The sequence below is a fragment of the Rothia sp. QJM3NY_36 genome, assembly GCF_056173115.1.
In genome coordinates, this window is record NZ_CM149658.1 from 137,567 (window position 1) to 162,339 (window position 24,773).

Annotated in this window: 13 protein-coding genes and 1 CRISPR repeat array; of the genes, 3 read left to right on the top strand and 10 right to left on the bottom strand. The window is 69.9% G+C overall.

The window, feature by feature from the left end; genetic code table 11:
• Nucleotides 1–41 precede the first annotated feature (41 nt).
• Nucleotides 42–713, top strand: a complete 672-nt coding sequence (locus tag AC0VXQ_RS00665) for a GAP family protein (RefSeq protein WP_196826329.1) — start codon at nucleotides 42–44, stop codon at nucleotides 711–713.
• A gap of 219 nt (nucleotides 714–932) precedes the next feature.
• On the opposite strand, the gene AC0VXQ_RS00670 is transcribed toward AC0VXQ_RS00665, so the two are convergent.
• From AC0VXQ_RS00670 to cas7g, 9 genes are all read right to left on the bottom strand, one after another.
• Nucleotides 933–2,228, bottom strand: coding sequence for a M20 metallopeptidase family protein (locus tag AC0VXQ_RS00670; RefSeq protein WP_475528751.1), 1,296 nt, complete (start codon nucleotides 2,226–2,228; stop codon nucleotides 933–935).
• Between the two features lie 588 nt (nucleotides 2,229–2,816).
• On the bottom strand, nucleotides 2,817–4,394 hold the full coding sequence (locus tag AC0VXQ_RS00675) for a PTS ascorbate transporter subunit IIC (protein ID WP_279752163.1): 1,578 nt from the start codon (nucleotides 4,392–4,394) through the stop codon (nucleotides 2,817–2,819).
• Between the two features lie 45 nt (nucleotides 4,395–4,439).
• A complete protein-coding gene (locus AC0VXQ_RS00680; RefSeq protein ID WP_475528753.1) occupies nucleotides 4,440–5,270 on the bottom strand; it encodes a PTS sugar transporter subunit IIAB in 831 nt (276 codons plus the stop codon).
• Between the two features lie 164 nt (nucleotides 5,271–5,434).
• Nucleotides 5,435–10,494: a CRISPR direct-repeat array (repeat unit 36 nt; unit sequence CCCTCAACGAAGGCCTCCCCACGAAGGGGAGGCGAG).
• A gap of 202 nt (nucleotides 10,495–10,696) precedes the next feature.
• Nucleotides 10,697–10,999, bottom strand: a complete 303-nt coding sequence (gene cas2, locus AC0VXQ_RS00685; protein WP_198489631.1) for a CRISPR-associated endonuclease Cas2 — start codon at nucleotides 10,997–10,999, stop codon at nucleotides 10,697–10,699.
• Nucleotides 10,996–12,612 (bottom strand): CRISPR-associated endonuclease Cas1, encoded by a 1,617-nt coding sequence (gene cas1, locus AC0VXQ_RS00690; protein ID WP_358292183.1) that lies wholly within the window; start codon nucleotides 12,610–12,612, stop codon nucleotides 10,996–10,998. Before cas1 ends, cas2 begins: the two co-directional genes overlap by 4 nt.
• On the bottom strand, nucleotides 12,609–13,697 hold the full coding sequence (locus AC0VXQ_RS00695; RefSeq protein WP_358292180.1) for a hypothetical protein: 1,089 nt from the start codon (nucleotides 13,695–13,697) through the stop codon (nucleotides 12,609–12,611). The genes cas1 and AC0VXQ_RS00695 overlap by 4 nt, the downstream gene beginning before the upstream one ends.
• Nucleotides 13,694–16,630, bottom strand: coding sequence for a type I-G CRISPR-associated helicase/endonuclease Cas3g (gene cas3g / locus AC0VXQ_RS00700; protein WP_358292178.1), 2,937 nt, complete (start codon nucleotides 16,628–16,630; stop codon nucleotides 13,694–13,696). Before cas3g ends, AC0VXQ_RS00695 begins: the two co-directional genes overlap by 4 nt.
• Nucleotides 16,627–18,219, bottom strand: coding sequence for a type I-G CRISPR-associated protein Csb2 (gene csb2 / locus AC0VXQ_RS00705; protein WP_279752159.1), 1,593 nt, complete (start codon nucleotides 18,217–18,219; stop codon nucleotides 16,627–16,629). The genes cas3g and csb2 overlap by 4 nt, the downstream gene beginning before the upstream one ends.
• A gap of 4 nt (nucleotides 18,220–18,223) precedes the next feature.
• The gene (gene cas7g, locus AC0VXQ_RS00710; protein WP_279752158.1) at nucleotides 18,224–19,447 is read right to left on the bottom strand and encodes a type I-G CRISPR-associated RAMP protein Csb1/Cas7g; all 1,224 of its coding nucleotides are present in this window, start codon (nucleotides 19,445–19,447) and stop codon (nucleotides 18,224–18,226) included.
• A 304-nt stretch (nucleotides 19,448–19,751) separates the two neighbouring features.
• Between cas7g and AC0VXQ_RS00715 the strand changes: the two genes are divergently transcribed.
• Nucleotides 19,752–20,843, top strand: a complete 1,092-nt coding sequence (locus AC0VXQ_RS00715; protein WP_279752157.1) for a Fic family protein — start codon at nucleotides 19,752–19,754, stop codon at nucleotides 20,841–20,843.
• A 109-nt stretch (nucleotides 20,844–20,952) separates the two neighbouring features.
• Here the strand turns inward: AC0VXQ_RS00715 and AC0VXQ_RS00720 are convergent, their stop codons facing one another.
• Nucleotides 20,953–22,845, bottom strand: a complete 1,893-nt coding sequence (locus AC0VXQ_RS00720) for an FAD-binding monooxygenase (protein ID WP_475528759.1) — start codon at nucleotides 22,843–22,845, stop codon at nucleotides 20,953–20,955.
• 161 nt (nucleotides 22,846–23,006) lie between these two features.
• Between AC0VXQ_RS00720 and AC0VXQ_RS00725 the strand changes: the two genes are divergently transcribed.
• Nucleotides 23,007–24,767, top strand: a complete 1,761-nt coding sequence (locus tag AC0VXQ_RS00725) for a thiamine pyrophosphate-binding protein (protein ID WP_318247407.1) — start codon at nucleotides 23,007–23,009, stop codon at nucleotides 24,765–24,767.
• Nucleotides 24,768–24,773 lie beyond the last annotated feature (6 nt).

The following is a 24,773-nucleotide window of genomic DNA, read 5'->3' on the forward strand; positions in this document are numbered from 1 at the left end:
CATGATGGTGCGCGACGTCGAGGAGAGCGGGGTGAGGGGCGATGGTCGCCGCCGGAGCGTCCCTGGTGGGGCTGGGACTGGTCATGGGGTTCAGCCCCAGCATGTACGCCGTCGTGCTGCACCTGCTGACCACCGAGAACCGGCCCGCCCGACTGATCCGGTGGCTGACCCTCGGCATCGTTCTGGGGGCGACGATCCTGATGTTCGCGTTCCGCGCCGTGGATCCGGATGTGCTGGCCCGGCTGCTGGAGGACCGCACCCGAGAGCTGTTGGTGCGCCGCGGCGTGGACCTCGCCGCGGGCCTGGTGTTCCTGCTGCTGGCCGCCTGGCAGTGGCACCGCTCCCGCCGACCCCTGAAGCCCCACCGCCCGCCGTCCCCGGGGGACGCCCGACCCTCCCGGATGGTGCTGATCGGGCTGGCCAACACGTTCATCGGCTTCAGTGGCCCCGCCACCATGTACGTGGCCGGGCGGGCCATCCGCGGGGCCGGGCACCATCACCTGTGGGTCGAGGTGCTCCTGTACCTGGTGTTCCTTCTCGGGGTGGTCGGGCCGTACCTGCTGGCCGCCTGGGCGTGGGGCGCGTTCCCCCGCGCCGCCCGGGCCGTGCGCACCGGCTCCGCGTGGGCGGCTCGCCAGGACATCCGCCCGGCCGTGGCGATCCTGCTGGCCGCGGCCGGCGTCGTCTTCCTGGTGCTGGCCGCGGTGGGGTGAGACGGCGGCGCCGGGGCGTGGCGTGGCGTGGCGGGGCGTTGTGGGAGTGGTTTCGGTGTGTGGGAGCCTCGAGGACGCTCCCGAACACCGATACCCCTCCCAAAACCGGCTCGCTCGGCGCACCGGCGGGCCTGGCGCAGTGTGGGAGCGGTTTCGGTGTGTGGGAGCCTCGAGGACACTCCCAAAGGCCGAAACCCCTCCCAAAACCGGCGGCTGGGCTCAGCGCACCGGCGCACCGGCGCACCCGGCCAGGCGGTCGTGGGCGAGCTGGGCCAGGCCCGCGGCCATGACGGGCAGGACGACGTCGTCGAACCGCACCCGCGCGGAGTGGTTGGTGGGCGAGGCCGCCGGGTCCTCGTCCGGGTAGGAAGCGCCGACGTGCAGGAACGCGCCCGGCACCCGCTCCAGGACGTAGGAGAAGTCCTCGGACCCCATCCGGGAGTGCTCCCGCTGCGTCACGGCGTCCTGCCCGAGCAGGCCCCGCAGGCTCTGCGCGGCGAAGGCGGCCTCGGCGGGGTCGCAGATGGTGGCCGGGTACAGCTCGGAGAAGTCCACCGTGACCGTGCAGCCGTGGGCCGCGGCGATGCCCTGCGCCAGCTCCTCCACCATGCTCCCGAACCGCTGCGTGCCCGCCCGATCCATGGTGCGCACGGACCCGCCGATGAAGGCCTCATCCCCGATCACGTTCTCCGCGGCACTGCCCGCGCGCAGCTGCGTGATGGTCGCGACCACCGGCTCCGTGGCCGGGAAGGTCTGCTGGATCTTCGCCGGCAGGGCGGCGGCGATCTCGACGGCGGCCGGCACGGGGTTGCGCGCGTTGTGCGGTTGCGAGCCGTGCCCGCCGGCCCCGTGCACGGTGATGCCCAGGATGTTGGCCGCGGCCATGTAGGTGCCCGGTCGGTACTGGAAGGTGCCCCGCCGACCGGGGTGCACGTGGAAGCCGTAGGCGGCGACGACGCGCGGGCCCGCGGCGTCGAGCACTCCCTCCTCGATCATGGGCAGCGCGCCGCCCGGGTTCTCCTCGCCCGGCTGGAACATGAACACGACGTCGCCGGCCAGCGTGTCCCGGTGGGCGCTGAGGATCCGTGCGGCCCCGACCAGCCCGGCGGTGTGCAGGTCGTGCCCGCAGGCGTGCATGGTGCCGGTGGCGGCGGCGAACTCCTCCCCGGATTCCTCGAGGACCGGCAGCCCGTCCATGTCCCCGCGCAGCAGGACGGCGGGGCGGGTGGTGGTGTCAGCGGATGCGGCGGCGGGCCGACCCTGCCCGCGCAGCACCGCGGTGACGGAGGTGAGGGATCGGCCCGTGGTGATCTCCAGGGGCAGGACCTCCAGCTTCTCCAGCACCCGCTGCTGCGTCCACGGCAGGTGGGTGCCCAGCTCCGGCTGGCGGTGCAGCTCCCGGCGGAAGGCCCGCAGCTCGGGGCCGATGGTCTCGGCGGCGGGCAGGAAGGCTGGGGAGGGGTGGGTTGTGTCGGTGGTGGAGGTGGTGTCGTTGGCGGGGGTGATGTGCGGCATGGGGGTGATGGTAGCGGGCTGGTGTTTCGGGGGTCGGGGCGCGGGGGAGCGCACTTGGAAGTACATATCATTTATCTGGGTACAGGGTCTTGAACTACCGGATTGGAGGCCGTAGTGTGTGTCCCACAGGGAGCCCGGCACCGGGCCGGCTCGCGGTCGAAGATGGAGGAAAGCTCATGGCGAGGCGGATCGACTCGGCGACGCGAGGACGTTGCGTGGAATTTTGCATGCTATTCGGACCGCTGTTCCGTTCGGACAAGGCAACCAACGTCGCAGCCGCGCTTCTGCACGGGATCTCGGAGGAGTCAGTGAGACGGATGCGGAAGGGCAATCCGGGGAAGTATGGAATCCAGCCTCCCCTTCCTGGGTTGGGTGATGACCTGCTCTAGGCTGTATGGGTGGAGCGGGGCCCTTCGTTGAGGGATATCCTGCATCTGGGTGCAGTGTCGCTCGTTTCCTAGGCCCCGCTCCTCCCCCTGCTAGCGGTCCTCTGAGACGCGCACGCGCTTGTACATGAACAGAGAGGTCCGCGCTCCCTTCCCTTGGAGAACGCCGTGATTCGTAAGGGTCTCCTGCGTTCAGAGATGCTCAGGCCGACGGCGGTGTCGGGGCGCCGGCCGGCGGGGCGATGCGGGGGTAGCGATCTGCGGCGTCGGTTTCAGGCCGGGCGGTCGGTGCGCCGGTCTCCGCCGTATCCCCGGTGATCTCGGCGGTGTCTCCGCCGGGTGCCGAGGCGCGGGCCGGTGCCGGGTCCCAGGGGCGGTCCACGAGCCGCTTCTGCACGAGGATGGCGGCGCCGAGCAGCACCAGACCGATGATGATGAGGATGATCGATCCGAGGACCACCCCGGGCTTCGCTCCGTAGCCGATGAGGATGCCGAACCACCCGAAGTCGGTGTCTCCGAACGTCGTGTTGGCGGAGCCGAAGGACCCCAGGACCTTGAGCAGCAGCGCCGGCAGGAAGGTCAGGAGCAGGCCGTTGACGAAGGCCCCGGCGACGGCGCCGCGTCGTCCGCCCGTGGCGTTGCCGTAGACGCCGGCGGCACCGCCGGTGAAGAAGTGGGGGACCAGCCCGGGCAGAATCAGGGCGAGGCCGAACATCGGGCCGAAGACGGTGCCGAGCAGCAGCAGCCCGATCAGGCCTCCGGCGAAGCTGGAGAGGAATCCGATGAGCACCGCGTTCTGCGCGTACGGGAACACGATGGGGGCGTCCAGGGCGGGGATGGCGCCGGGGACGATCTTGGCGGCGATCCCCTGGAAGGCCGGTACCAGCTCACCGAGGATGGTGCGCACCCCGAAGAGGATGACGGCCACGGCGATGCCGAACTGCAGCCCCTGGGTCACCGAGAGCATCATGTAATTACCGACGTCGGTCGCTCCGCCGTCGAAGGCCTGGAACGCGGTCTCAGATCCGGCTCGGACGAGGTAGATGACGGCGACGATCACGTACATGACCACCATGGACAGCGCGGTGGCGACCATGGAATCGCGGAGGAACCGCAGCCCTTCCGGGACCTTGATGTCCTCGGTGGAGCGGCTCTTGCCACGGGGGTCCACGAGGCGCCCCACGGCTCCGGAGGCGATGTATCCGGCGGTGCCGAAGTGCCCGATGGCGATGGAGTCGTCACCGGTGACTTTGCGGGTCCAGGGCTGCGCGAGAGCGGGCAGAGCGACCATCAGGATGCCCAGCAGCACCGCGCCCAGGCAGACGACGAGCGTCCCGGGCATCCCGGCGGAGGCCATCACGATGGTGATGAGCGTGGCCATGAACAGCAGGTGGTGTCCGGTGAGGAACACGTAGCGCAGGGGCGTGAATCGGGCGAGGAGGATGGCCACGAAGAACCCGAGGATCATCAGCCAGGACACCTGGGCGCCGTATTCCTGCTGAGCAATCCCCGCGATGGCCTCATTGGTGGGGACCACTCCCTGGGCGCCCAGGGCCCCCTGGATCATGGTCCCGAGTGGGTCCAGGGAGGCGGTGACGAGGGTGGCTCCGGCGCTGATGAGGAGGAATCCGAGCACCGCTTTGATGGCGCCTCCGACTACCTGGCCGGCGCTCTTCCGCAGCGCGATGAGGCCGACTGCCGTGATGATGCCGATCAGATAGGCGGGGACGCTGAGGATCTCATTGACGATGAACTGGCTGATCGCGATGAGGACGTTCATGGGGTGTGCTCCGGTTGGCGGGTGGTACGGATGTGCCGGGGGACCTCAGATGGCGTAGCGGCGGCGCAGGGCGGCGTCGACCTCTTCCTGGGAGGAGAAGTTCTCGATCACCTCGACGGGCACGCCGACATCCCCCAGCGTCTGGGCGATGGCCCCGGAGGTGAGGAGGAAGTCGGCTTCCTTGGCTCGGCCCTTGGCGGAGATGGTGTCGGTGGCTTCGACGGAGAGGTACGGGGACCAGCCCCAGCGGTCCAGGACCTGCTCGGTGGTGTTCTTGAGGAAGAGACTGGTGCCCAGGCCGTTGCCGCAGACCGTGAGCAGCAGGTTCTTGGAGGGGATGGTGTCGCCGGATGCGGCGGGGTCATCCGGCGTCGGCCTCTGCTGTGCGCTGTGCTGCCGCGGTGCTCCGGTGCTGGGAGCTCGTGTGGGGGCTGAGGCGAAGACCTCGAGAACCTCCTCCGGGGTGGCGGCGTCGTCCAGGGCGGCTCTCTTCTGCGTATCACCCAGGACCTGAGCGAGGGAGGCGAGAGCCTGCTGATGGGCGCCAGGGTCCTGTGCGGCCAGCGCCATCACGATGGTGACGGGGTCGTTGGAGGCGTGACCGAAGCGCACGGGTGCGGCCAGGCGGACGAAGGACAGGCCGGTGGCGGTCACCGAGGCGTCCGGTCGGGCATGAGCCAGGGCGAAGCCAGGCGTGATGACGATGTACGGCCCGTTCTCCTCGACGACGTCGACCATGGCCTGGGTGTAGGACGGCCCGGCGACGCCGACGTCGGCCAAGAGCGCTCCGGCGTGCTGGATGGCGCTGCGCCAGTCCTCGGCATCGACCTCCAACTGGATCGCTGGGACGGAGATGAGGTCGCTGAGGCGGACCATCGCTGATCGCTCCTTGCTCGGTGGCGCACGTCGTTGTGGCTTCGATTCTACTGTGGCGGACGTCGACGATGCCTGAGGTGCGTCCGGCTGTTGGAGCGGGCGAAGGCCTCCCCCTAAAGGGGAGCGTGGGTCGCGTGTGCTACCTGCACCTCGGCGTCGACATTTCCTCAACGAAGGCATCCCCACGAAGGGGAGGCGAGCCAGGCACGGCAGGCACGCGGACCAGATCTCAGGGGCCCTCAACGAAGGCCTCCCCACGAAGGGGAGGCGAGCCATCCCACCGCAACTCCTCGCCGGCCGAGGTGGTCCCTCAACGAAGGCCTCCCCACGAAGGGGAGGCGAGGTCCAGGGTGCTGCCGAGTTCCGCCATCGTGAGCGCCCCTCAACGAAGGCCTCCCCACGAAGGGGAGGCGAGGTCCGCACCACCGCCCAGACCCTCGAGCCCGGCGACCCTCAACGAAGGCCTCCCCACGAAGGGGAGGCGAGTCAGCGGCAACTTGTCGACGGGCTTGGACTGGCGGCCCTCAACGAAGGCCTCCCCACGAGGGGGAGGCGAGGTTTTCGCTCAGGGACTCAGCACTGAGACCAGCGCTCCCTCAACGAAGGCCTCCCCACGAAGGGGAGGCGAGGCACCTCCGGTGAGCATCTGGAACAGCGCCACGCACCCTCAACGAAGGCCTCCCCACGAAGGGGAGGCGAGGATGATCCCGGGCTCATTCGTCCCCTTCTTCCCGCTCCCTCAACGAAGGCCTCCCCACGAAGGGGAGGCGAGCGACGGCCCGGCCCTGGTGCCGGTGACCATCCTCATCCCCTCAACGAAGGCCTCCCCACGAAGGGGAGGCGAGCCCACGGCGATGCGGATAGGTGCCACGGTGTGCGCCCCTCAACGAAGGCCTCCCCACGAAGGGGAGGCGAGAGGCGGCCCTCGATGTGGGCGCGCAGGACCGTGATCCCTCAACGAAGGCCTCCCCACGAAGGGGAGGCGAGTTTCCTCGTTCCGTCCCCTGCTCGGGTCGGCGGGTTCCCTCAACGAAGGCCTCCCCACGAAGGGGAGGCGAGCAGGGATTCGCCGCCGGATGGGACGTGTCCCGGAACCCTCAACGAAGGCCTCCCCACGAAGGGGAGGCGAGTGGGCCCGCAGCGCCCCACAGCGGCCTTCACGCCGCCCCTCAACGAAGGCCTCCCCACGAAGGGGAGGCGAGCCGCGCTCCGGCATCTGCACCACACCGTCCACGTCCCCTCAACGAAGGCCTCCCCACGAAGGGGAGGCGAGATGGTGCTGGTGGTGTCATGGTGGGGCTTCTCTCTCCCCTCAACGAAGGCCTCCCCACGAAGGGGAGGCGAGGGCCCAGAGCTCCAGACCGTGCCGGTTGCGGCGCACCCTCAACGAAGGCCTCCCCACGAAGGGGAGGCGAGTTCTGGGCCTGGTAGTAGGCGCCCACCCGGGTCATCCCTCAACGAAGGCCTCCCCACGAAGGGGAGGCGAGCAGGGCCGTGATCATCGGGTCGTGCCGTGCGTCGGGGTCCCCTCAACGAAGGCCTCCCCACGAAGGGGAGGCGAGAGCAGCCGCCCCAGCACGCCCACAGGGTGCTCCCGCCCTCAACGAAGGCCTCCCCACGAAGGGGAGGCGAGATGGCGCGGAGGGACATGCCGGAGGTCTGGGTGATCCCTCAACGAAGGCCTCCCCACGAAGGGGAGGCGAGGGGCACCTACCAGGTGAACTACGGCGGTAGCGAGGGCCCTCAACGAAGGCCTCCCCACGAAGGGGAGGCGAGGACATGTGGCTAGTTCTGGTCCAAACTAGCCACATCCCTCAACGAAGGCCTCCCCACGAAGGGGAGGCGAGCCCGCGGACTACGCCCGCAAGCAGGTCGAGCTTGGCCCTCAACGAAGGCCTCCCCACGAAGGGGAGGCGAGCACCACATGTCGCAGCACTGATCCACAGCCACCCGCCCCTCAACGAAGGCCTCCCCACGAAGGGGAGGCGAGCATCGGCCTCTCGGCGGAGAAGGGCCGCGCGTCCGCCCTCAACGAAGGCCTCCCCACGAAGGGGAGGCGAGGACCGTATCAAGCGCGGAACGCCACTCAAGCACTTCACCCTCAACGAAGGCCTCCCCACGAAGGGGAGGCGAGCACAGGAACGCTCCGCCGTCCCGGCCCGGGTCGCCCCCTCAACGAAGGCCTCCCCACGAAGGGGAGGCGAGCCAACGAGCAGACCGAGAATCGCACCGAAAGCTGCCCTCAACGAAGGCCTCCCCACGAAGGGGAGGCGAGATCTCCCCGGACTGGGCCTGCTTCTCGGCGATCGTCCCTCAACGAAGGCCTCCCCACGAAGGGGAGGCGAGCGTGCCGTAAACGCCGCCGCGCTGTTTATCCGGCGCCCCTCAACGAAGGCCTCCCCACGAAGGGGAGGCGAGTTGAACATCCGACCCACAGACCGGGCGACCGACTGCCCTCAACGAAGGCCTCCCCACGAAGGGGAGGCGAGTTCATCGACCACCAGCGGACCCGCCCCGACTACGTCCCTCAACGAAGGCCTCCCCACGAAGGGGAGGCGAGCCAGCTCGCCAGCGCGCCCACGCATGAGGTTGATCCCTCAACGAAGGCCTCCCCACGAAGGGGAAGCGAGGTGCCGGCGGTCCCACTCCTCGCCCGGCACCTCCGGCCCTCAACGAAGGCCTCCCCACGAAGGGGAGGCGAGGACCGTGTCGAAGTGCGCGTGGATCCATGCGCCGATCCCTCAACGAAGGCCTCCCCACGAAGGGGAGGCGAGGTGAGGGCGCGGATTACCGTGGAGGCGAACGGATCGTCGGACCCTCAACGAAGGCCTCCCCACGAAGGGGAGGCGAGCTCAAGGAGCGCAAGCCCGAGGTCAAGGTCATCGCGGCCCTCAACGAAGGCCTCCCCACGAAGGGGAGGCGAGGGACATCGGAAGGTGGCGGCGTGATGAAGCAGCCCCTCAACGAAGGCCTCCCCACGAAGGGGAGGCGAGGCGGGTCATCCGAGGGGACGAAGGTCTTGTCGGTGAGCCCTCAACGAAGGCCTCCCCACGAAGGGGAGGCGAGACCTCGTCCGCGGTGAGCTCCACCGGGCCGGGCTTCCCTCAACGAAGGCCTCCCCACGAAGGGGAGGCGAGGGGGGCCTTCGAGAGGAGAGGTCTACGCGGCGTTTTTGGCCCTCAACGAAGGCCTCCCCACGAAGGGGAGGCGAGCCGTGGTCGCCCCGGCCTGCGCCCGCTCCGCGAGCCCTCAACGAAGGCCTCCCCACGAAGGGGAGGCGAGGGTGACGTGCGCCCTGATCTCCGTCAGGGTCGCATCCCCCTCAACGAAGGCCTCCCCACGAAGGGGAGGCGAGACCAGCCGCTCGGCGGCGATGACTTGGGCGGAAGGCCCCTCAACGAAGGCCTCCCCACGAAGGGGAGGCGAGCGAACGTGTCCATCACCTCCAACCCGTCGCTGGCCGCCCTCAACGAAGGCCTCCCCACGAAGGGGAGGCGAGAGGGGCCTCCCTGGCGCGGGGGTGCAGGGGGGCGGCGCCCTCAACGAAGGCCTCCCCACGAAGGGGAGGCGAGCAACCCTATGCGGGGACGCCCCGTTATCGTTCGCTCCCTCAACGAAGGCCTCCCCACGAAGGGGAGGCGAGCGCCCTGCTCGGGCTGGACCCCATCTGGGGCGGGATCCCTCAACGAAGGCCTCCCCACGAAGGGGAGGCGAGCTCGGTCGGCCGCTGCCGGGTCTGCTGTGGATCCTGCGCCCTCAACGAAGGCCTCCCCACGAAGGGGAGGCGAGAGCGGCAATCTCGTCACTGTCCACCTCACGGAGCAGAGACCCTCAACGAAGGCCTCCCCACGAAGGGGAGGCGAGATGTTGGTCGATTTCCGGGCGGGTACGGTCATGTCCCCTCAACGAAGGCCTCCCCACGAAGGGGAGGCGAGGGCGGACGATCCTCTGGGATGACGCCATGCGTCGCCTCCCTCAACGAAGGCCTCCCCACGAAGGGGAGGCGAGAGGGATTGCACGGTGAGCAGGTCGCGCCGGTGCGCCCCTCAACGAAGGCCTCCCCACGAAGGGGAGGCGAGGGACAGCTTGCGCGAGACGGTGACAGCGGTCGCCGCCCCTCAACGAAGGCCTCCCCACGAAGGGGAGGCGAGGAGCCTGGGTAAAGGCAAGTCCCGATGGGACTTCGCCCTCAACGAAGGCCTCCCCACGAAGGGGAGGCGAGGCCGGACCTGACCTTTTCCTGCCACTGGTCGCCGTGCCCTCAACGAAGGCCTCCCCACGAAGGGGAGGCGAGGTCCACCGTCGTCACGGTCCCGTCAGTCTCACCGTCCCTCAACGAAGGCCTCCCCACGAAGGGGAGGCGAGTCCCAGTCGTTGGGTACGTCGTCCTCGGTGAGGACGCCCTCAACGAAGGCCTCCCCACGAAGGGGAGGCGAGCCCCGGCTGAGAGGTGGCGACGACAGGGGCCATTCCCCCCTCAACGAAGGCCTCCCCACGAAGGGGAGGCGAGGTTGACCTTGGGAGTCGCGTCGCCGGTGATGTGCCGCCCTCAACGAAGGCCTCCCCACGAAGGGGAGGCGAGCCGGACCGGTACATCTTAGGGTCCTGCCTGCGGGTCCCTCAACGAAGGCCTCCCCACGAAGGGGAGGCGAGCTCAGCGCACGGCGGCGGTGCGCGAGCACATCCGCCCTCAACGAAGGCCTCCCCACGAAGGGGAGGCGAGTCTCGATCACCGCTGACTCGGAGGAGGACCTGGACCGCCCTCAACGAAGGCCTCCCCACGAAGGGGAGGCGAGGCCGGGGAACGTCAGGAGCTCACCCACGACGGCCCCCCCTCAACGAAGGCCTCCCCACGAAGGGGAGGCGAGCGTGGATCGACCCCAAAAAGGTCGAGGCGATCAACCCTCAACGAAGGCCTCCCCACGAAGGGGAGGCGAGGTAGGGTTGACGGCATCCGGCAGATCAGCCCAGGGCCCTCAACGAAGGCCTCCCCACGAAGGGGAGGCGAGGTGCCCAGGGCTGTCCACCAAGCGGGCCGACTGCCCCTCAACGAAGGCCTCCCCACGAAGGGGAGGCGAGACCGGGGGCGAACGCACCGAGGGTGCAAGTCAGGAGTCCCTCAACGAAGGCCTCCCCACGAAGGGGAGGCGAGGTCGATCCTTCCGATGATGCGGTTCAGCTCGGCCATCCCTCAACGAAGGCCTCCCCACGAAGGGGAGGCGAGCCTGACCGAAATTGACGCGGTCTGACTATGGGAAACCGAGGGTCATGCGAGCGCTCGCTCCACAGCCTAGCGGAAGCCGGCCGTGTCACCCCGGGATGGGGCGCTCCGCCGCGGAATACCGGGGAAAGCAGTGGCGCGACGGCTCGCCGAGGATCCGCTACCGCCGGAGCGCTCGCGGTTCCTCGAGTACGCACCAGGGCCGTCAGAAGATCATCACGGAGTCGTCCGTGATCGGACGCTCCACTCCCAGGTACTGGAAGTTCTTGTCGGAGACCTCGGACTTCAGCCCCAGATCGCAGATCAGCACAGAATCCTCACCCACATCCACCAGATCCAGGATCTCCGTCTTCAATCGCAGCATCGCCGCCGGTGAGACGTCGAAGAGGAACACGCTGTACTGGATCCTGTCCCCATAGTGCTCCAACTCCTTCGCCAGCCGAGTCCGGCGCCGGTCCTGAGCCACGTCATAGGTGACGAGATACCGGCGGACGTCATCCCGGCTCATCGGGTGACCACCCCGCGGTACGTCTGCTGGGTGCCGTCGATCACCCCGAGAACGAGCCGGGCCTGGATCTCCAGTGCTCGCCGCCACGTCACCGAATAGCCGAACAGCGGATGTCGGAACTGCGCGGTGATTCGCTGCTCCACCGCCCGGATGATGGCCTTGCGTCCCTGATCTGTCAGCCGGGCTGACCCCAGACTGACGTCGAAGGACTCCTCCCGCAGCTCCCCGTTGTTGAAAGCTCGGAACACCGCCGAGTCCGCCACCGGCGCCCGGAACTCCTCCATCAGATCCAGTGCCAAAGCAGGCTTGTTGCGGCCGCTGCTGTGGAGAAAACCCGCATGGGGATCCAGGCCACAGGCGGCCACGGCGCGGATGGCTTCCGCAGTGAGCATGCCGTAGGCATAGTTCAGCGCCACATTCACCGGATCCACCGCGCCGCGCCCCACCCGGCCGGTGAACCTCCCCAACCACGGCTGGTTCTCGAAGCCGCCGAGGAACAGCGGAACCTGCTCGAAATACACCGCCGCGGCCTGACCCTCGACACCCATCAGCGCGGTCAGCGAGATCGCCGAAAGCGCTTCTCGCTGCAGAGCCCGGAGCCGCTTCACGGCGGTCTCCGGGGCACCGTAACGACGCGCGATCGTCGCCTGATTGGCGATCTTGGCCGTGATGAACTGCGCCGCCAGCGCCAGGTCCCCGCGAGCGCTGGCCACATGCTGCTCCACCCGCGCCAAGCCGTTCGCCGTGCGGGCCGTCTGGGACCACCCGACCACCCTGCCGGAGCCTGTGCACCAGACGATGGGCAGGTTCCGCCACAGGCACTCGCGGATCATCGCACCGGACAGATCCACATTTCCGTGAACCACCATCGCCTGGACCTTCTCAATCGGCACCGACGCCAGCTGCTCATCCCACTTCTTCACCAGCACCCGCCCCGAGGAGAGCGAGACTCTGGACCCATAGGTCGCGGCATGAAGCACCGCTCCTTCCGGGTCAGGGACCAGGATCCTCCGCTGGATCTCCCGGAAGGTCCGCTCCTCCGGAAGGCAGATCGATGCGTGAGAGCAGCTGCGGCACCGGGGATCATCCTCCAAGGGTTCAGGAGCCGTGGAAGACGAGACGGTGGCGCGGGTGGCCGCCACAGCCTGCCGGGCCGCGGCCTCATCCGCATCATCCAGCTCTACGAAGACCCGCCGCTTGTGTCCGGTGAAGTACACCGCCTGATCGAGCACCGCAACACCGGCCTCCTCCAGGGCCTTCCGCTGGAGTGTCAGCTGGATGCGGTTGGCCACGGTGACCTCGGGGATGCGCCGCACCGGGGTGGCCTTGTACTCCACCAGCACCACCCCGGTCTCAGGGTCGCCCTCAGCCACGTCGATGCGCCCATGGATCCCCAGAGAGGGGGAGCGGACATCGATGCCTCGCGCCGTCCCCTGATCGCTGGCACTCGGATCGTGGGCGCGTCGATGCTCGAAATGCCCCTGCTCGATCTGCGAGGACTGGCGGATGCGCTCCCCACTGGCTTCCAACCACGCCCGCCGCGGACAGAACTGATGATGAGCCACCCAGCCGATGGGGATCGAGTCATCCTCCTCCAGGGATTCGACGGTCATAGGATCGTCACCACCCCGGTCTCCGCCCGGCGCTCGGGGGCACTGGGGTTGTCCGATCGGGACACCTCGAAGAGCACGACGGCCGCCGCCCCCTCTTCAGCGAGACGGGCCTGGGCCGTCTCCGCCACCGCCGGATCCACATCCTTCCTCGCCGGGAATCGCACCAGGGGCGCGCTGCGCTGGAGTCTCGCCCACCGCATCGGAGAGATCAGCTGCCCGGGCATCACCGTGAGCAGCCGCTCCTTCCCGTCCGCGCTCTGTGCCCCGGTCACCCGACCCGCGAAGGACGAGGGGCGGGGGCGTACCAGACCCCTGCCGTGGGGATTGCTCAGCTGGGTCCGATGCAACGGCGGCTGCATGGCCATCCCCCACAGGGCGCACCACGCCAGCGCGTTGTCACACGGCCCGGGAGGGGCGAAGCCCGTCGCCGTCCGGGACTCGGCCTTATTCCCCCCGACGGCGTCGTCCCGGGACTCGCCCGTCAGCCCGGCGATGATCTTCTCCGGATCCCACGTCGCGACCTCGGCCGCCAGGGGCAGGAAGCGATTCTTCAGAAACTCCTCGCCGCGGTTGCGCGTCTTCATCTCCCAGGGTGAGGCCCCCAGATCAGGGCGGAGCCCGGAGGGCTCGGACAGCCACCAGGAGCGCTCACCCAGACCGCGCACCAGCTCCTGCTCCAGGGGTGTGAGCTCCGCCATGATCGACGCGCGACGATCCTCCAGCTGCTGCCACCATCCGGGAGCCTCACCGGAGAGGTCCTTGAACTTCGGCAGACCCGTGCGAGGGGTCAGCAGGCTCACGGTGTGCTCCTTGGCGTCGCGCCAGGCCACCTGAGACGCCCAGTGCTCGCTGGCTGAGACCCGCAGCGCCAGCCCCTGGATGATCCGGCCGATCTCGATCTCGGAGACCCCGTCCGCCTCGATGACGGCCTGAGGATTGAGCAGCGCAGCCGACCCATCCTCATCCAGCCATCCCGCACGCACACGGGACGGTCCGAGGTCCTCGGTAAGGATCATCGCCGTCCCCCACAGCGCCGCGTGGGTCAGCAGGGTCTGGTGGTCTCCGGTGATGGTGATCCGTGTCATCGTCCCTCCTGGGAGATCGTGACGTCCGCCGCTCGCAGCAGCGCTTCCAGGTAGCTCGCGCCCCAGGGCCCGAAGGTCCGCTCCATGAGAGCGGCCAGGTCCTCCCAGAGGCCGACGCCGTAGAGCAGCCGCACCGCCTCCTCGACGCCGTCCTGCCTCTCCTCGGCGGAGAGAACGCCCAGCAGCTGGGCTACCCCGACGGGGAAACCGCACCGACCCAAGCCATGATGGGTGCCGATCAGCCAGGCCGTCAGCTCCGTCTGGCCGGCGGTCTCCGGCAGGACGGCGGGGTTCCCCACCGTCTGGTCCGCCCAGAACATCGCGGCGGAGACCATCTCGTGGCGCCAGCCCTTCGGAACGGGATCCGCCTGGGTGCGGGACAGCGGCAGCAGACCCTCGGATTTCGCGTAGCTCATCTTTCGCTGCTTCTTTCGGAAGTCTCCGCGTTCCTGTGCGCTGAGACCCTCTCCCCGATGGTTGCCGCCAAGGAACAGCCGCGTCTGGAATGCCGACGTCTTCTTGCCGGCGTCGTGCTTCAGGCCGGCTTCGCGCAGGGCATCTCGAACGAACGGCGGCAGGGCGAGGAGCTCACCCAGCGCCTTCGCGCGAACCGCCACATCCTCCTGATGGTCCTCCAGCAGCACCGGCTCTGGGTCCTGCCCGCCCTCCGACAGCGCCAGACGCTCATCCTGGACGGCTTCCCGCCGGATCGTGCAGGTCACCCAGGCCGGTTCCCCTTCGGTGGCTTCGATGACGGGGCCGAGGAGCACGTCGTAGGCACCCTCCGGGAGGCCCTCCCGGAGAGGGAGGTCTTCGACGGCGATCCGCCCGTCCTCGTCCGGCTCCGCCTCACCTGCGGCACGGCAGATGCGGGTTTCCTCCGTCTCCTGATCCGCGGGAACCGCGGGAATCTGGTGCAGGAAGGTCCAGACCCCCAAGGCCTCGGGGTGGCTGTGATCCCCGATAGGACGATCTCCTTCAGGCAGGAGGACGGTCCCCGGACCCTGGGCCCCGGCGGCCTCATCGGCGGAGATCCCCAGTGTGCAGGGGAATGCGGCATCCAGCACCACCAGATCCCCGCCGCGCAGCGGGAAGCCGCTTGCGGCCACCGCGTGAGGCAGACCCTCACTGCTGCCGGGTCGGAGCAGCGTCCATTCGCCGTCCCGCTGGACCCAGGCCTGATGCACCGGGTCCATGCCCTTCCTGGTGAGCACCGCTCGAACCCGGGCGGGGGTGCTGGGGTAGATCTCCTGATCCTCATACTCCAGCTGATGCAGCAGCTGATATGCGGCGTCGACGACTTCGCCCTGCAGCCCCGGATCCAGGTTCTGGTCGAGTCTGGGGAGCGTCCGACCGATCACCCGCACCTCCTGCTCATCGCTGTCCAGGCTGTCCCGCAGCCAGAAGGTCAGATCCGGTTCCGCGAAGAGGTGTTCGCTGGTGCGGCTGAGCAGGCGGGCGTCCGCATCACCCAGATGGGAGAGCACCGGGCGGTCCGGGGCCGTAGCGAGGATGGCCCGATCCCGCAGCGCCCGGGGGCTGATCCCCGCGGGATCCTGAGACAGCCCCCGGATCCATTCCCGAGCCTGACGCAGGTCATCTCCCTCATAAGGCAGCGCCTCGGGCGGAGGAACCGCCCCGGAGCCCTCCGGCCCGATCACGATGACGCGCCCCTGCGCGCGCTCACCTCGACGGTTCACCCGGCCCGCACGCTGGATGAGCGCGGAGGCGGGAGCCAGATCCGTGACCATCCCCGCGAAGTCCACGTCCACGCCGACCTCGATGGTCTGCGTGGCGACCACCAGATCCGCCTCCTCCAAGCGCAGGTCACGGGGTTCGCCGACGCGCTGGGGGCCGACGAGCAGCCTGGTGCGCAGCCCGCTGCGGTGGGCCAGCTCCTGGATCTCCACCGCCGTCTTGACCCGATTGACCACGACGCCGATGGTCCCGGAGGATTCTGCGCGCAGCGCTTCCACCTGCTCCAGGACAAGGGAGGCGTGGTCAGCCAGCGCCTTCTTCGTTCCGCTGTTCCAGCCCTCCAGCCCCAGGTACTCCACGGGTTTGGGCTGAGTGAGGATCCTGGCCAGGGGCTCCTCCAGCTGATCCCAGTCCAGACTGATGCGCTCCTGTACCGCGTCCTCCCGCCCGCCCGGGCCCTGGTCAGCTGGAACGTGGGTGGCGGTCGCGGCGCAGACCTGCAGAGCGGGAACCTCGGCGGTGGCCGGATTCCAGCGCCCGCACATGCGGCTGACCCTCCGGAACGTGTCCAGCAGCTGCCGGCTCAGATGCGCCTCGTCCAGCACGGCCACGTGGTCGTACCCGAGCAGGCCGGCGGACCTCGGTTGGGCCCGGGAGGTGACGCCGTAGCCGCGGTGGAGCAGACGCGATCCGATCATGTCCGGGGTGCCGCACAGGATCTGCACGGCCGCCGGATGGTGGATCCACTCGTCGCGGCGCCTGCCCAGGGAGCCGTCACCGGTGACGGCGGCTGACCCGCCGCGCAGCAGGTGGACCCGCAGCGCCCTCTTCTCCTCGTCGCGGATGTCGGTGGGGTACCCGCGGCGCACCAGGAGGTCGCGGACCTCGGCGAGGATGCCGCCCTGAGCGTGATCGAGCGCCTCCATGAGGGTGGAGGCTCTGGTCAGGTGGTCATCCACGACGGCCCGCCGGGCCACGATCATGCTCAGCCGCCGCGGAACACGAGGGGCATCTTCCCGACCCTCCTCCGTACGCTGCTGGGCGACGGCGTTGGCGAAGACGTGGATCTCGATGGCGGTGCTCTTGCCGCCGCCGGTCGGGATGTCCAGCTGCTGGGGCCAGCGCCCGGTGGACAGCAGCCGCTCCAGGAGCTCGCGCTGCCAGCGGTAAGGTACGCGGTCCTGCCCGTGCAGGGCCGCGAAGAACTCGTCGAAGCGCTCGATGGTGAGGCTCATCGTCCTCCTCCTTCAGTGGATGGAATATCCTCCGGCAGGAGCAGGCCTCCGCCGAGGTGTCTGCTCTGCCCGAGGGCGACGACGCCGCTCTGCGAGAGCAGACCGGGAGCGTGCAGCTCGGCGTCATAGGGGCGGATGGGCATCCGACCGTTGGTGCGGTGCACCAGGCGATACGGGGCGGTGGTGACGTGGTGCCGGGTGCTCAGGGAGGCGGTGTCCTCGTCGTCACTCATCGCGGCAGCGGTGGCGAGGAGCCGCTCCGCCGGGGTCCGGTCCTCGATCAGGTCCTCGCGGCGCAGGTCCCGGAAGACGTTGCCCAGGCTCCACAGCACCGTGACGTCCAGGTCGGACAGGGACCCCAGGCGCTTGGTCCGCCGCTCCGCGACGGCCGGGCTCTGGGTCTTCCACCGGCGGACGGTTCCATCCGCCGGCTCGGCCCAGAAGGAGGCGCCGTCCAGGATCCGCTCGGACCCTTCCACGATGCTCAGCGCCCCGGCGTCCCGGTCGTAGATCCTGCGCAGCCTGCCCGCGGCGGAGAGCACCTGGTCGATGTCCTCGCCCGTAGCGCCGTGCGGCACCATGATCGCCAGATGGCTGGCACGGACCCCGGCTGCGGTGCGGCGGCTCTGCTCCTCGTCGAGCAGGTGGATCGCCAGACCGTTCGCCAGCGCCCGCCCGGCACCGCCCACGCCGGTGAGCAGCGGACTGATCTCCCCCTGCCCCGCGAGGCGGACGAGACTGCGGTGAGCCGCCGTCGCCAGTCGGACCCGGTGCGCGGGGGAAAGATCCGGATTCAGCCCCGTCACCTGGAGGAGCAGCACGATCTCCCACGGGGCATCCACGACCTCCCGGTCCACCGGCGAGTACAGCGCTCGGCGGACCCCGTCCCTCGGTGCGGATGGCGGCGGGGGCGGAGCGGTCCAGGCGGACTTCTCCGGTTTGAGGGCCTTCTTTCCCGTGGGATTCAGGGAGTCATGCCAGGCGTCCAGGATGTGCCGCCGCCCCTCGGCAGCCACCGGAAGGACCGTCCCCAGGCGGAGGTCCTGCGGGGTGGGAGCGGGGGTGAGCAGGTGCGTCGGCTCCAGATCGCCCACCACCCCGAGGAAGGCCGGGCTGTCCGTCTCCCCGAGGTGGCCGATATCGGCGCACAGCGCATCCAGGGCCAGGGCCACATCCTCGGGGATGTCCGTGCTCTGCCACCCCCAGGCGATGCGGTCCCCGAGGGTGAAGCCGTCGGAGAGAGGCTTCTTCGACTTCTTGTTGCGGATGCTCTTGGAGGCCGCCTCCTTCTCCAGCCACCCCTCGTCCCGGTAGGCCGCGCGATCCGCCGTGGAGACCGGCAGGACCTCGGGGACCTCCAGGCAGTCCGGAGGGTTGGCTTCCACCCAGGCCAGGGCGCGCAGGGCGTCCTCGGACGGGCGCAGCCGGCGGGGGTCCTTCGGATCCGGCACGGCGGTGGCGCCGGTGTAGGCGGCATGGACCAGAGCGGAGTACAGGCGGACCGGGGTGGGCAGGGGCTCGGCGGACCCGCTGGGCCCGTGGCCCCGATAGACCGTATGCGGGAATTCGGCGGCGATGGCGGAGGTCATCGGCTCACGCCTCCGGCTCATCCGTGGATGCCGAAGCGGTGATCGCCGAGTTCCCGGTGATCTCCAGGACCTCCCCGTTCCACTCGACGCCGGCCACCTCCTTCAGGTGAGCCAGGGCCTGCTCCAGCAGGGCGACGCCGTCCTCCACCTCGATGGGCGCCAGCTCGAGCTTCTTCCCCCGACGCTGGTCCAGCACCACGTTCGGCGCGTCGTCCTCCACCAGGTCGCAGTTGGCCCGCAGCACCAGCTCACTCTCGGAGAGCGCGGAGGCGAGCAGACCGTAGGCCGCCAGCACCGCCCGGTGGGCGGCATCAGCCGCCGCGGTGCCGCCGAAACGCAGCTGCCGCAGCGCGGCGAAGGAGAGCACGCGGGTGCGGATGATGCGGGAGCACGCCACACCGCCGAGGTTCTGATCCACGCTCGGCGGAATGCTGCCCAGGCCCAGTGCGGCCAGGGAGATCGGCTTGTCCTTGGCCTTCTTGACCTGGGCCTCGATCTTCCCGAGGTTGGTCGCGGAGAGCTCGTCCTTCTGACCGGCGACGATGCTCTCGAGGGTCTTGGCATCCAGCTTCACGCTGGGGGAGATGACGTCCGTGCGCCCTGCGCCGCGGGTGGGGGAGGCGGTGGCATAGCCCTCTCGCTGCTCCGCGGTGACTCCGATGACCTCACCGGTGAATGCGGTGCGGAAGCGCGCCTGATTCGATTTCCTCGTGGCGTCCCACCCGCCGTAGAGGGCGGTGGTGGGGGAGGTGGTGAACACGGCCGCAGCATTGCTGGGGGAGGCGTTGCGCACCGCCAGGTACTTCTCGTGGTGGGTGGCCGGGGTTCCGTCGATGGTCCCGGCGCGGAAGTGGCCCTCGTAGGCGCGGGCCGGGACCTCGAGGTCCGTGTAGGTCCCCCCTTCGTAGGACACCTGGATGGTCGGCACACGGGAGAGCACCTCGTGGGCGGGGGAGTCCTCATCCTGCCGAGCCTGGAGGACCGCCATCTCGTCTCGGTTGCTGACGGACTGCTTGGCATCCAGGATCACCGTATTCACCGGTGCTCCGTCGATGAAGCGGGTCTCGAAGGCGAAGGTCGGGGTGTTTCCGCCGGAGACGTACCGTGGCGGAGCCACAGTGGCGTGCTCACCGCCGGCGGGGGCCAGGTCCGTCCGGATGGTCAGGGCGGTGGCTCCTCCGGCGGAGCAGGCTGTCAGAAGGTGGTCGAAGGTCAGCTTCTCGGTCATGGGATCTCCTCGGAGTCTCAGCGTGGGTGGTGAGGGCGTCGGGTCGCTGGCCTCGGCGCTTGATGTGAACGGTAACACCCTTTCCGACTGTGTGCAATAGAAGTAGTCCCTGGGAACCAGTAGAACAATTCAGTAGATGAAATTAACGGTGGAAGGGTGTGGGAGGCGGGGTCGCCTCCCCCGCGTAGAGTGCCAACCAGGTGGGGCGGCCTTCGTTGGGGGTGGATTGCTCTCCGGGTGCCGATCGGCCCCGCTTCATCGCCGTCCCGCCTCTTTGCTTCCCGCCCACCGTGAGGAGCCTCCGATGCCCTGGTCTCCCGAGCATCCCCACAACGATCTCCCCGGACTGCCGCCCGACGTCGAGCTGGAGACGGCACCGGTGCTGCGCGCCCTCATCGCTGCGCGCGCCGAGCTGGCCGGGTTGGAGGAGAGCCTCTCCGCGCTGCCCAACCCCCAGGTCTTCATCCACTCCCTGGCGCTGCTGGAGGCCCAGGCGAGCTCGGAGATCGAAAACATCGTGACCACCACGGACGAGCTCTTCCGGGCCGAGACCCTGGCGGCCGAGGCCAGCCCCGCCACCCGCGAGGCCATGCGCTACCGCCAGGCGCTGTTCGCCGGGTTGGAGCTGATGCGGCGTCGGGAAGGGCTCATCACGGCCTCCACCGCCGCCGCCATCTGCACCCAGCTCCGCGGCGTCAGCACCGAGGTGCGCGCGGACCAGGGCACCTTCATCGGCAACCCGAGCACCCAGAAGCGCATCTACACGCCTCCGGAAGGCGAGTCCGTGATCCGGGAGAAGCTCGACGACTGGACGGCCTTCGTCAACGGCGCGGACGGGCTGGACCTCGATCCCCTGGTGCGCATCGCCGTCGCCCACTACCAGTTCGAGGCCATCCATCCGTACCCGGACGGAAACGGTCGCACCGGGCGCATCCTCAACGTCCTCCAGCTGGTGGCCTCCGGGCTGCTGAGCCGGCCGGTCCTGTACGTCTCCCGGGCGATCATCGAACGCAAGGGCAGCTACTACCGGCTGCTCAACCAGGTCACCGAGCAGGGTGCGTGGGAGGAGTGGATCCTGTTCATGATCGAAGCCTTCCGGAGCACGGCGAGCTCCACGCGCGGGAAGATCAAGCGCATCCAGGAGCACCAGCTGCACCTCTCGGACAGCATCCGCGCCCTGTTGGGCGTGCACGTGCCGGCCACCTTCGCGGAGGTGCTCTTCGAGCACCCCTACTGCCGGATCGCCGATGTCATGACCCGGTGCGAGGTCTCCCGGCCCACAGCCACCAAGTACCTCGCGACGCTGCAGGGGGCCGGGCAGCTCGCCGTCGAGCAGGCAGGGCGGGAGAAGCTCTACGTCAACACCGGCTTCCTGGAGATCCTGCGCGGAGTCTGAGGCGGCTCGCACCCGGGGCATATGACAAGCGAGTTGGCACGTTCCCGGGACGTGTAAAAAATCCCCGGAGATCTTTACACGTCCTCGGGTGCCGGGCCGCCCCTGCCCCCTACACCAGCACCCCGTCGAAGTACCGGCCGATCCCCGCGACGTCGTCCAGTGCGTACACCCCGGCCACGTACTGGTCCGGGCGGACCACCACCACGGCACCCTCCCGGGAGATGCCCCGCTCCGAGAACGCATCCTCGCCCGGCAGGCTCGCGTAGACCCGGTCCCAGTACTCCAGGTCCAGCTCGCCCACCCGCGGGCGGAAGGCCTCCGGCGCGTCGGTGATCTCGAACTCCGTGTGCTCCTGCTGGTAGACCACCACCGGCTCGATCTGCGCGGAGAAGTCCTCGCCCTCCCGCCGGTGCTTCACGAACGGGGAGTCGGGGGAGCCCACCAGCCAGTCGGACAGCACCCGCACCCTCGAGTCCTCGGCCGCCGGGTGGGCGGCGTCGGCGAACACGTACAGGCGCCAGCGCCCGTCGGCCACGGCCTCGTGCCCGATGTGCACGGGGAACGCATCGCAGCGCCGGTTCGCCCGCACTGACTTGAACCGCTTCCCCACCGGGAAGCCCTCCGCCAGCTCCTGCCGTGAGCCCGACGCGACCGACGCCGTGACCAGCGAGGGCCGGTACTGGGTCATGAACCCGGCGGGGAACTCGGCGGTCTTCACGTAGAAGTCCTCCAGGTAGGAGGCATCCGGCAGCTGATCCGCCGGGGTGGCCATCAGGGTGGACCACTCGCGGTCGAAGTCGATGAGGTTCTTCGCGATCTCCTGCCGCTCCGCGGAGTACGTGTCCAGCAGCGCCGCCGGAGACCTCCCGGAGACCACCTGCCCCAGCTTCCAGGCGATGTTGAACCCGTCCTGCAGGGATACGTTCATCCCCTGCCCGGCCTTGGCGGAGTGGGTGTGGCAGGCGTCCCCCGTGATGAACACCCGGGGGCAGCGGGTGCCGCGCTCGGCGTCGTCGACGTCGTCGAAGTGGTCCGTGAGCCGGTGGCCCACCTCGTACACCGAATGCCAGGCCACCGAGCGCACGTCCAGGGTGTACGGGGTGAGGATGCGGTTGGCGCGGTCGATGATCTCCTCGATGCTCGTCTGGCGCACCCGGTGCTCGTCATCGGCCGGCACCTCCCCGAGGTCCACGTACATGCGCACCAGGTGCCCGCCCTCCCGCGGGATGTGCAGGATCGAGCCGTGCCGGGAGGAGATCGCGCACTTGGTCCGCAGGTCCGGGAAGTCGGTGTTGGCCAGCACGTCCATCACGCCCCACGCGTGGTTGGCCACGTCCCCCTCGAGCTTCCGGCCGATCGCCCGGCGCACCCCGGAGCGGGCGCCGTCGCAGCCGATGACGTACTTCGCACGCACCGTGCGCTCCTCGCCCGCCCGCGGGCCGGCGGTGTGCTTCACCCGCACGACGACGGGCCGCTCGCCCTCCCCCTGCACCTCCAGGCCCAGGAACTGCACCCCGTAGTCCGGGGTGATCCGCCCGGGGGAGCGGCGGGCGAACTCGGCGAAGTAGTCCAGCACCCGCGCCTGGTTGACGATCAGGTGCGGGAACTCGGAGACGCCCGTCGGATCATCCGGGGTGCGGGAGGTGCGGATGATGTGCTCCGGGTTGTCCGGATCCGGCTTCCAGAAGCACATCTCGGTGATGTGGTACGCCTCGGCGATCACCTCATCGGCGAAGCCGAAGGCCTGGAAGGTCTCCACGGAGCGGGCCTGGATGCCGTCGGCCTGCCCGATCTCCAGGCGCCCCTCCCGCTGCTCGATGATCCGCACGTCCACCTCCGGGTACTGTGCCAGCTGCGCCGCGGCGATCATCCCGGCCGGCCCGGAGCCCACGATCAGCACGTCCGTCTCCTCCGGCAGCTCGGTCGGGCGGTCCAGCCCGTGCCCGCGCGCCCGCTGGGTGCGGGGGTCCTCGGAGACGTATCCGTGCTGGTGGAAGTGCATGGTGGACCTCTTTCGCTGGACCGACATCATCGTCGCCACGGCGCGCCGACAGTGGCGTGCGTCATAGATGACTCGGATCATATACAATCCACCGGGGAGGGGCAAGGACCCGCCCGCCGGGTCCGCCGGACCCGCTCGAGGATGAGAACCGAGGAGACCCCGTGCCAGCTTCCGCCGCCCCGCGCCCCAACACCCCCGAGGAGCGGCCGGACCAGACCGTCTCCGAGGTCATCGCCCGCGCGCTGATCCCCCGCGTCGGGGCCTTCTTCGGGCTGATGGGCAACGGCAACTCCTTCTTCGTCGACGCTCTCGAGCGGCTCGGCCCCGGCGTCATCCCCGTGCGCCACGAGGTCGCGACCGTCGCCTCGGCCGACGCCTACCACCGGGTCACCCGCCGCCTGGCGGTGGCCACCGCGACCTACGGCGCCGGATTCACCAACACCCTCACCGCCCTGGCCGAGGCCGCGCAGTCGCGCACCCCGCTGGTCCTGGTGGTCGGGGACGCCCCCACCTCGGGTCCGCGCCCCTGGGACGTGGACCAGGTGGGAGCGGCCGCCGCCCTCGGGGCCCCCACCCTCGCGGTCTCCGCCGACGACGCCGGGGCCACGGCCGTGCGGGCCGTGGACCGGGCGCTCACCGAGCGGACCCCCGTGGTCCTGGCGATCCCCTACGACCTCGTCGCCGCCCCCGTCCAGGGCGACGGCGCCCGGATCCCCGAGCTCGGCCTCCCCGCGCACGCGCTGCCCGCCCCGGAGGAGGCGGCCGTGGAGCGCTTCGCCGACGCCCTGCGCGGGGCCGAGCGACCCCTGATCCTCGCCGGGCGCGGAGCCCGCGGCGCCGAAGCCGACCTGCGGGTCGTGGCCGGCCTGCTGGGCGCCGACCTCGCGACCACCGCCCCCGCCCAGGGCACCTTCACCCCCGCGGCGGGGGAGACCACCGGGTACCGGGACCTGGGGATCTGCGGCGGGTTCGCGGCGGCCGGCTCGGCCGAGCGGATCCGGGCGGCCGACGTCGTGCTGGTGGTGGGCGCGGGGCTGAACCAGTTCACGATGTCCTTCGGCCGCTCCTTCGGCCCCGAGGCGCAGGTGCTGCAGATCGACCTCGCCCCCGCCGCGACCCACCCCCGGGTGGACGAGCACCTGCGGGCCGAAGCCGCCCCGGCCCTCACCGCCCTGCGCAGCCTGCTGGAGGACGACGACGCCGCCCGCGGTCTGGTCGACTCCGGGTCCGCTCCCGACGCCGTCGTCGCCGATGCCGAGCCCGACGCCGACCCCGGCGCCGACCCGACCACCCGCCCGGACGGGGATCCGCTGGCCCCGGACGGCCGACTGGACCCGCGCAGCCTGATGCGCCGCATCGACGCGGCCCTGCCCGCCGAGCGGATCGTGAGCATCGACGGCGGACACTTCATCGAATGGGCCGTGACCTACCTGCCGGTCACGGCCCCGGACCGGATGATCATGCTCGGCACCCAGTTCCAGTCCATCGGCCTGGGGTTCCCGGCCGCCGCCGGGGTCAACGCGGGCGCGGGGGAGGCGGTCTCGGTGCTGGTCACCGGCGACGGCGGCGGCCTGATGGGCATCGCGGACGCGGAGACCTTCATCCGCACGGCCCGGCGCGGCGTCATCGTGGTGATGAACGACGGCGCCTACGGGGCCGAGATCCACCAGTACGGCTCCCGGGGCCTGGCGGAGGCGCCGATGCGCATCCCGGAGATCGACTTCGCCGGGATCCTCGGGGCCCTGGGCGCCCGCTTCCGGGTGGTGCGCACCCTCGAGGACCTCGCGGACTTCCAGCGCTGGGCCGAGGCCGGCTGCGACGGCGTCTACGCCCTGGACTGCCGCATCTCCGGGGACGTCATGGCCCCGCACATGCGGGAGGTCCTGGCCCAGGCGAAGGGCGCCCGCACCCGCCGCCCCTGATCCCGG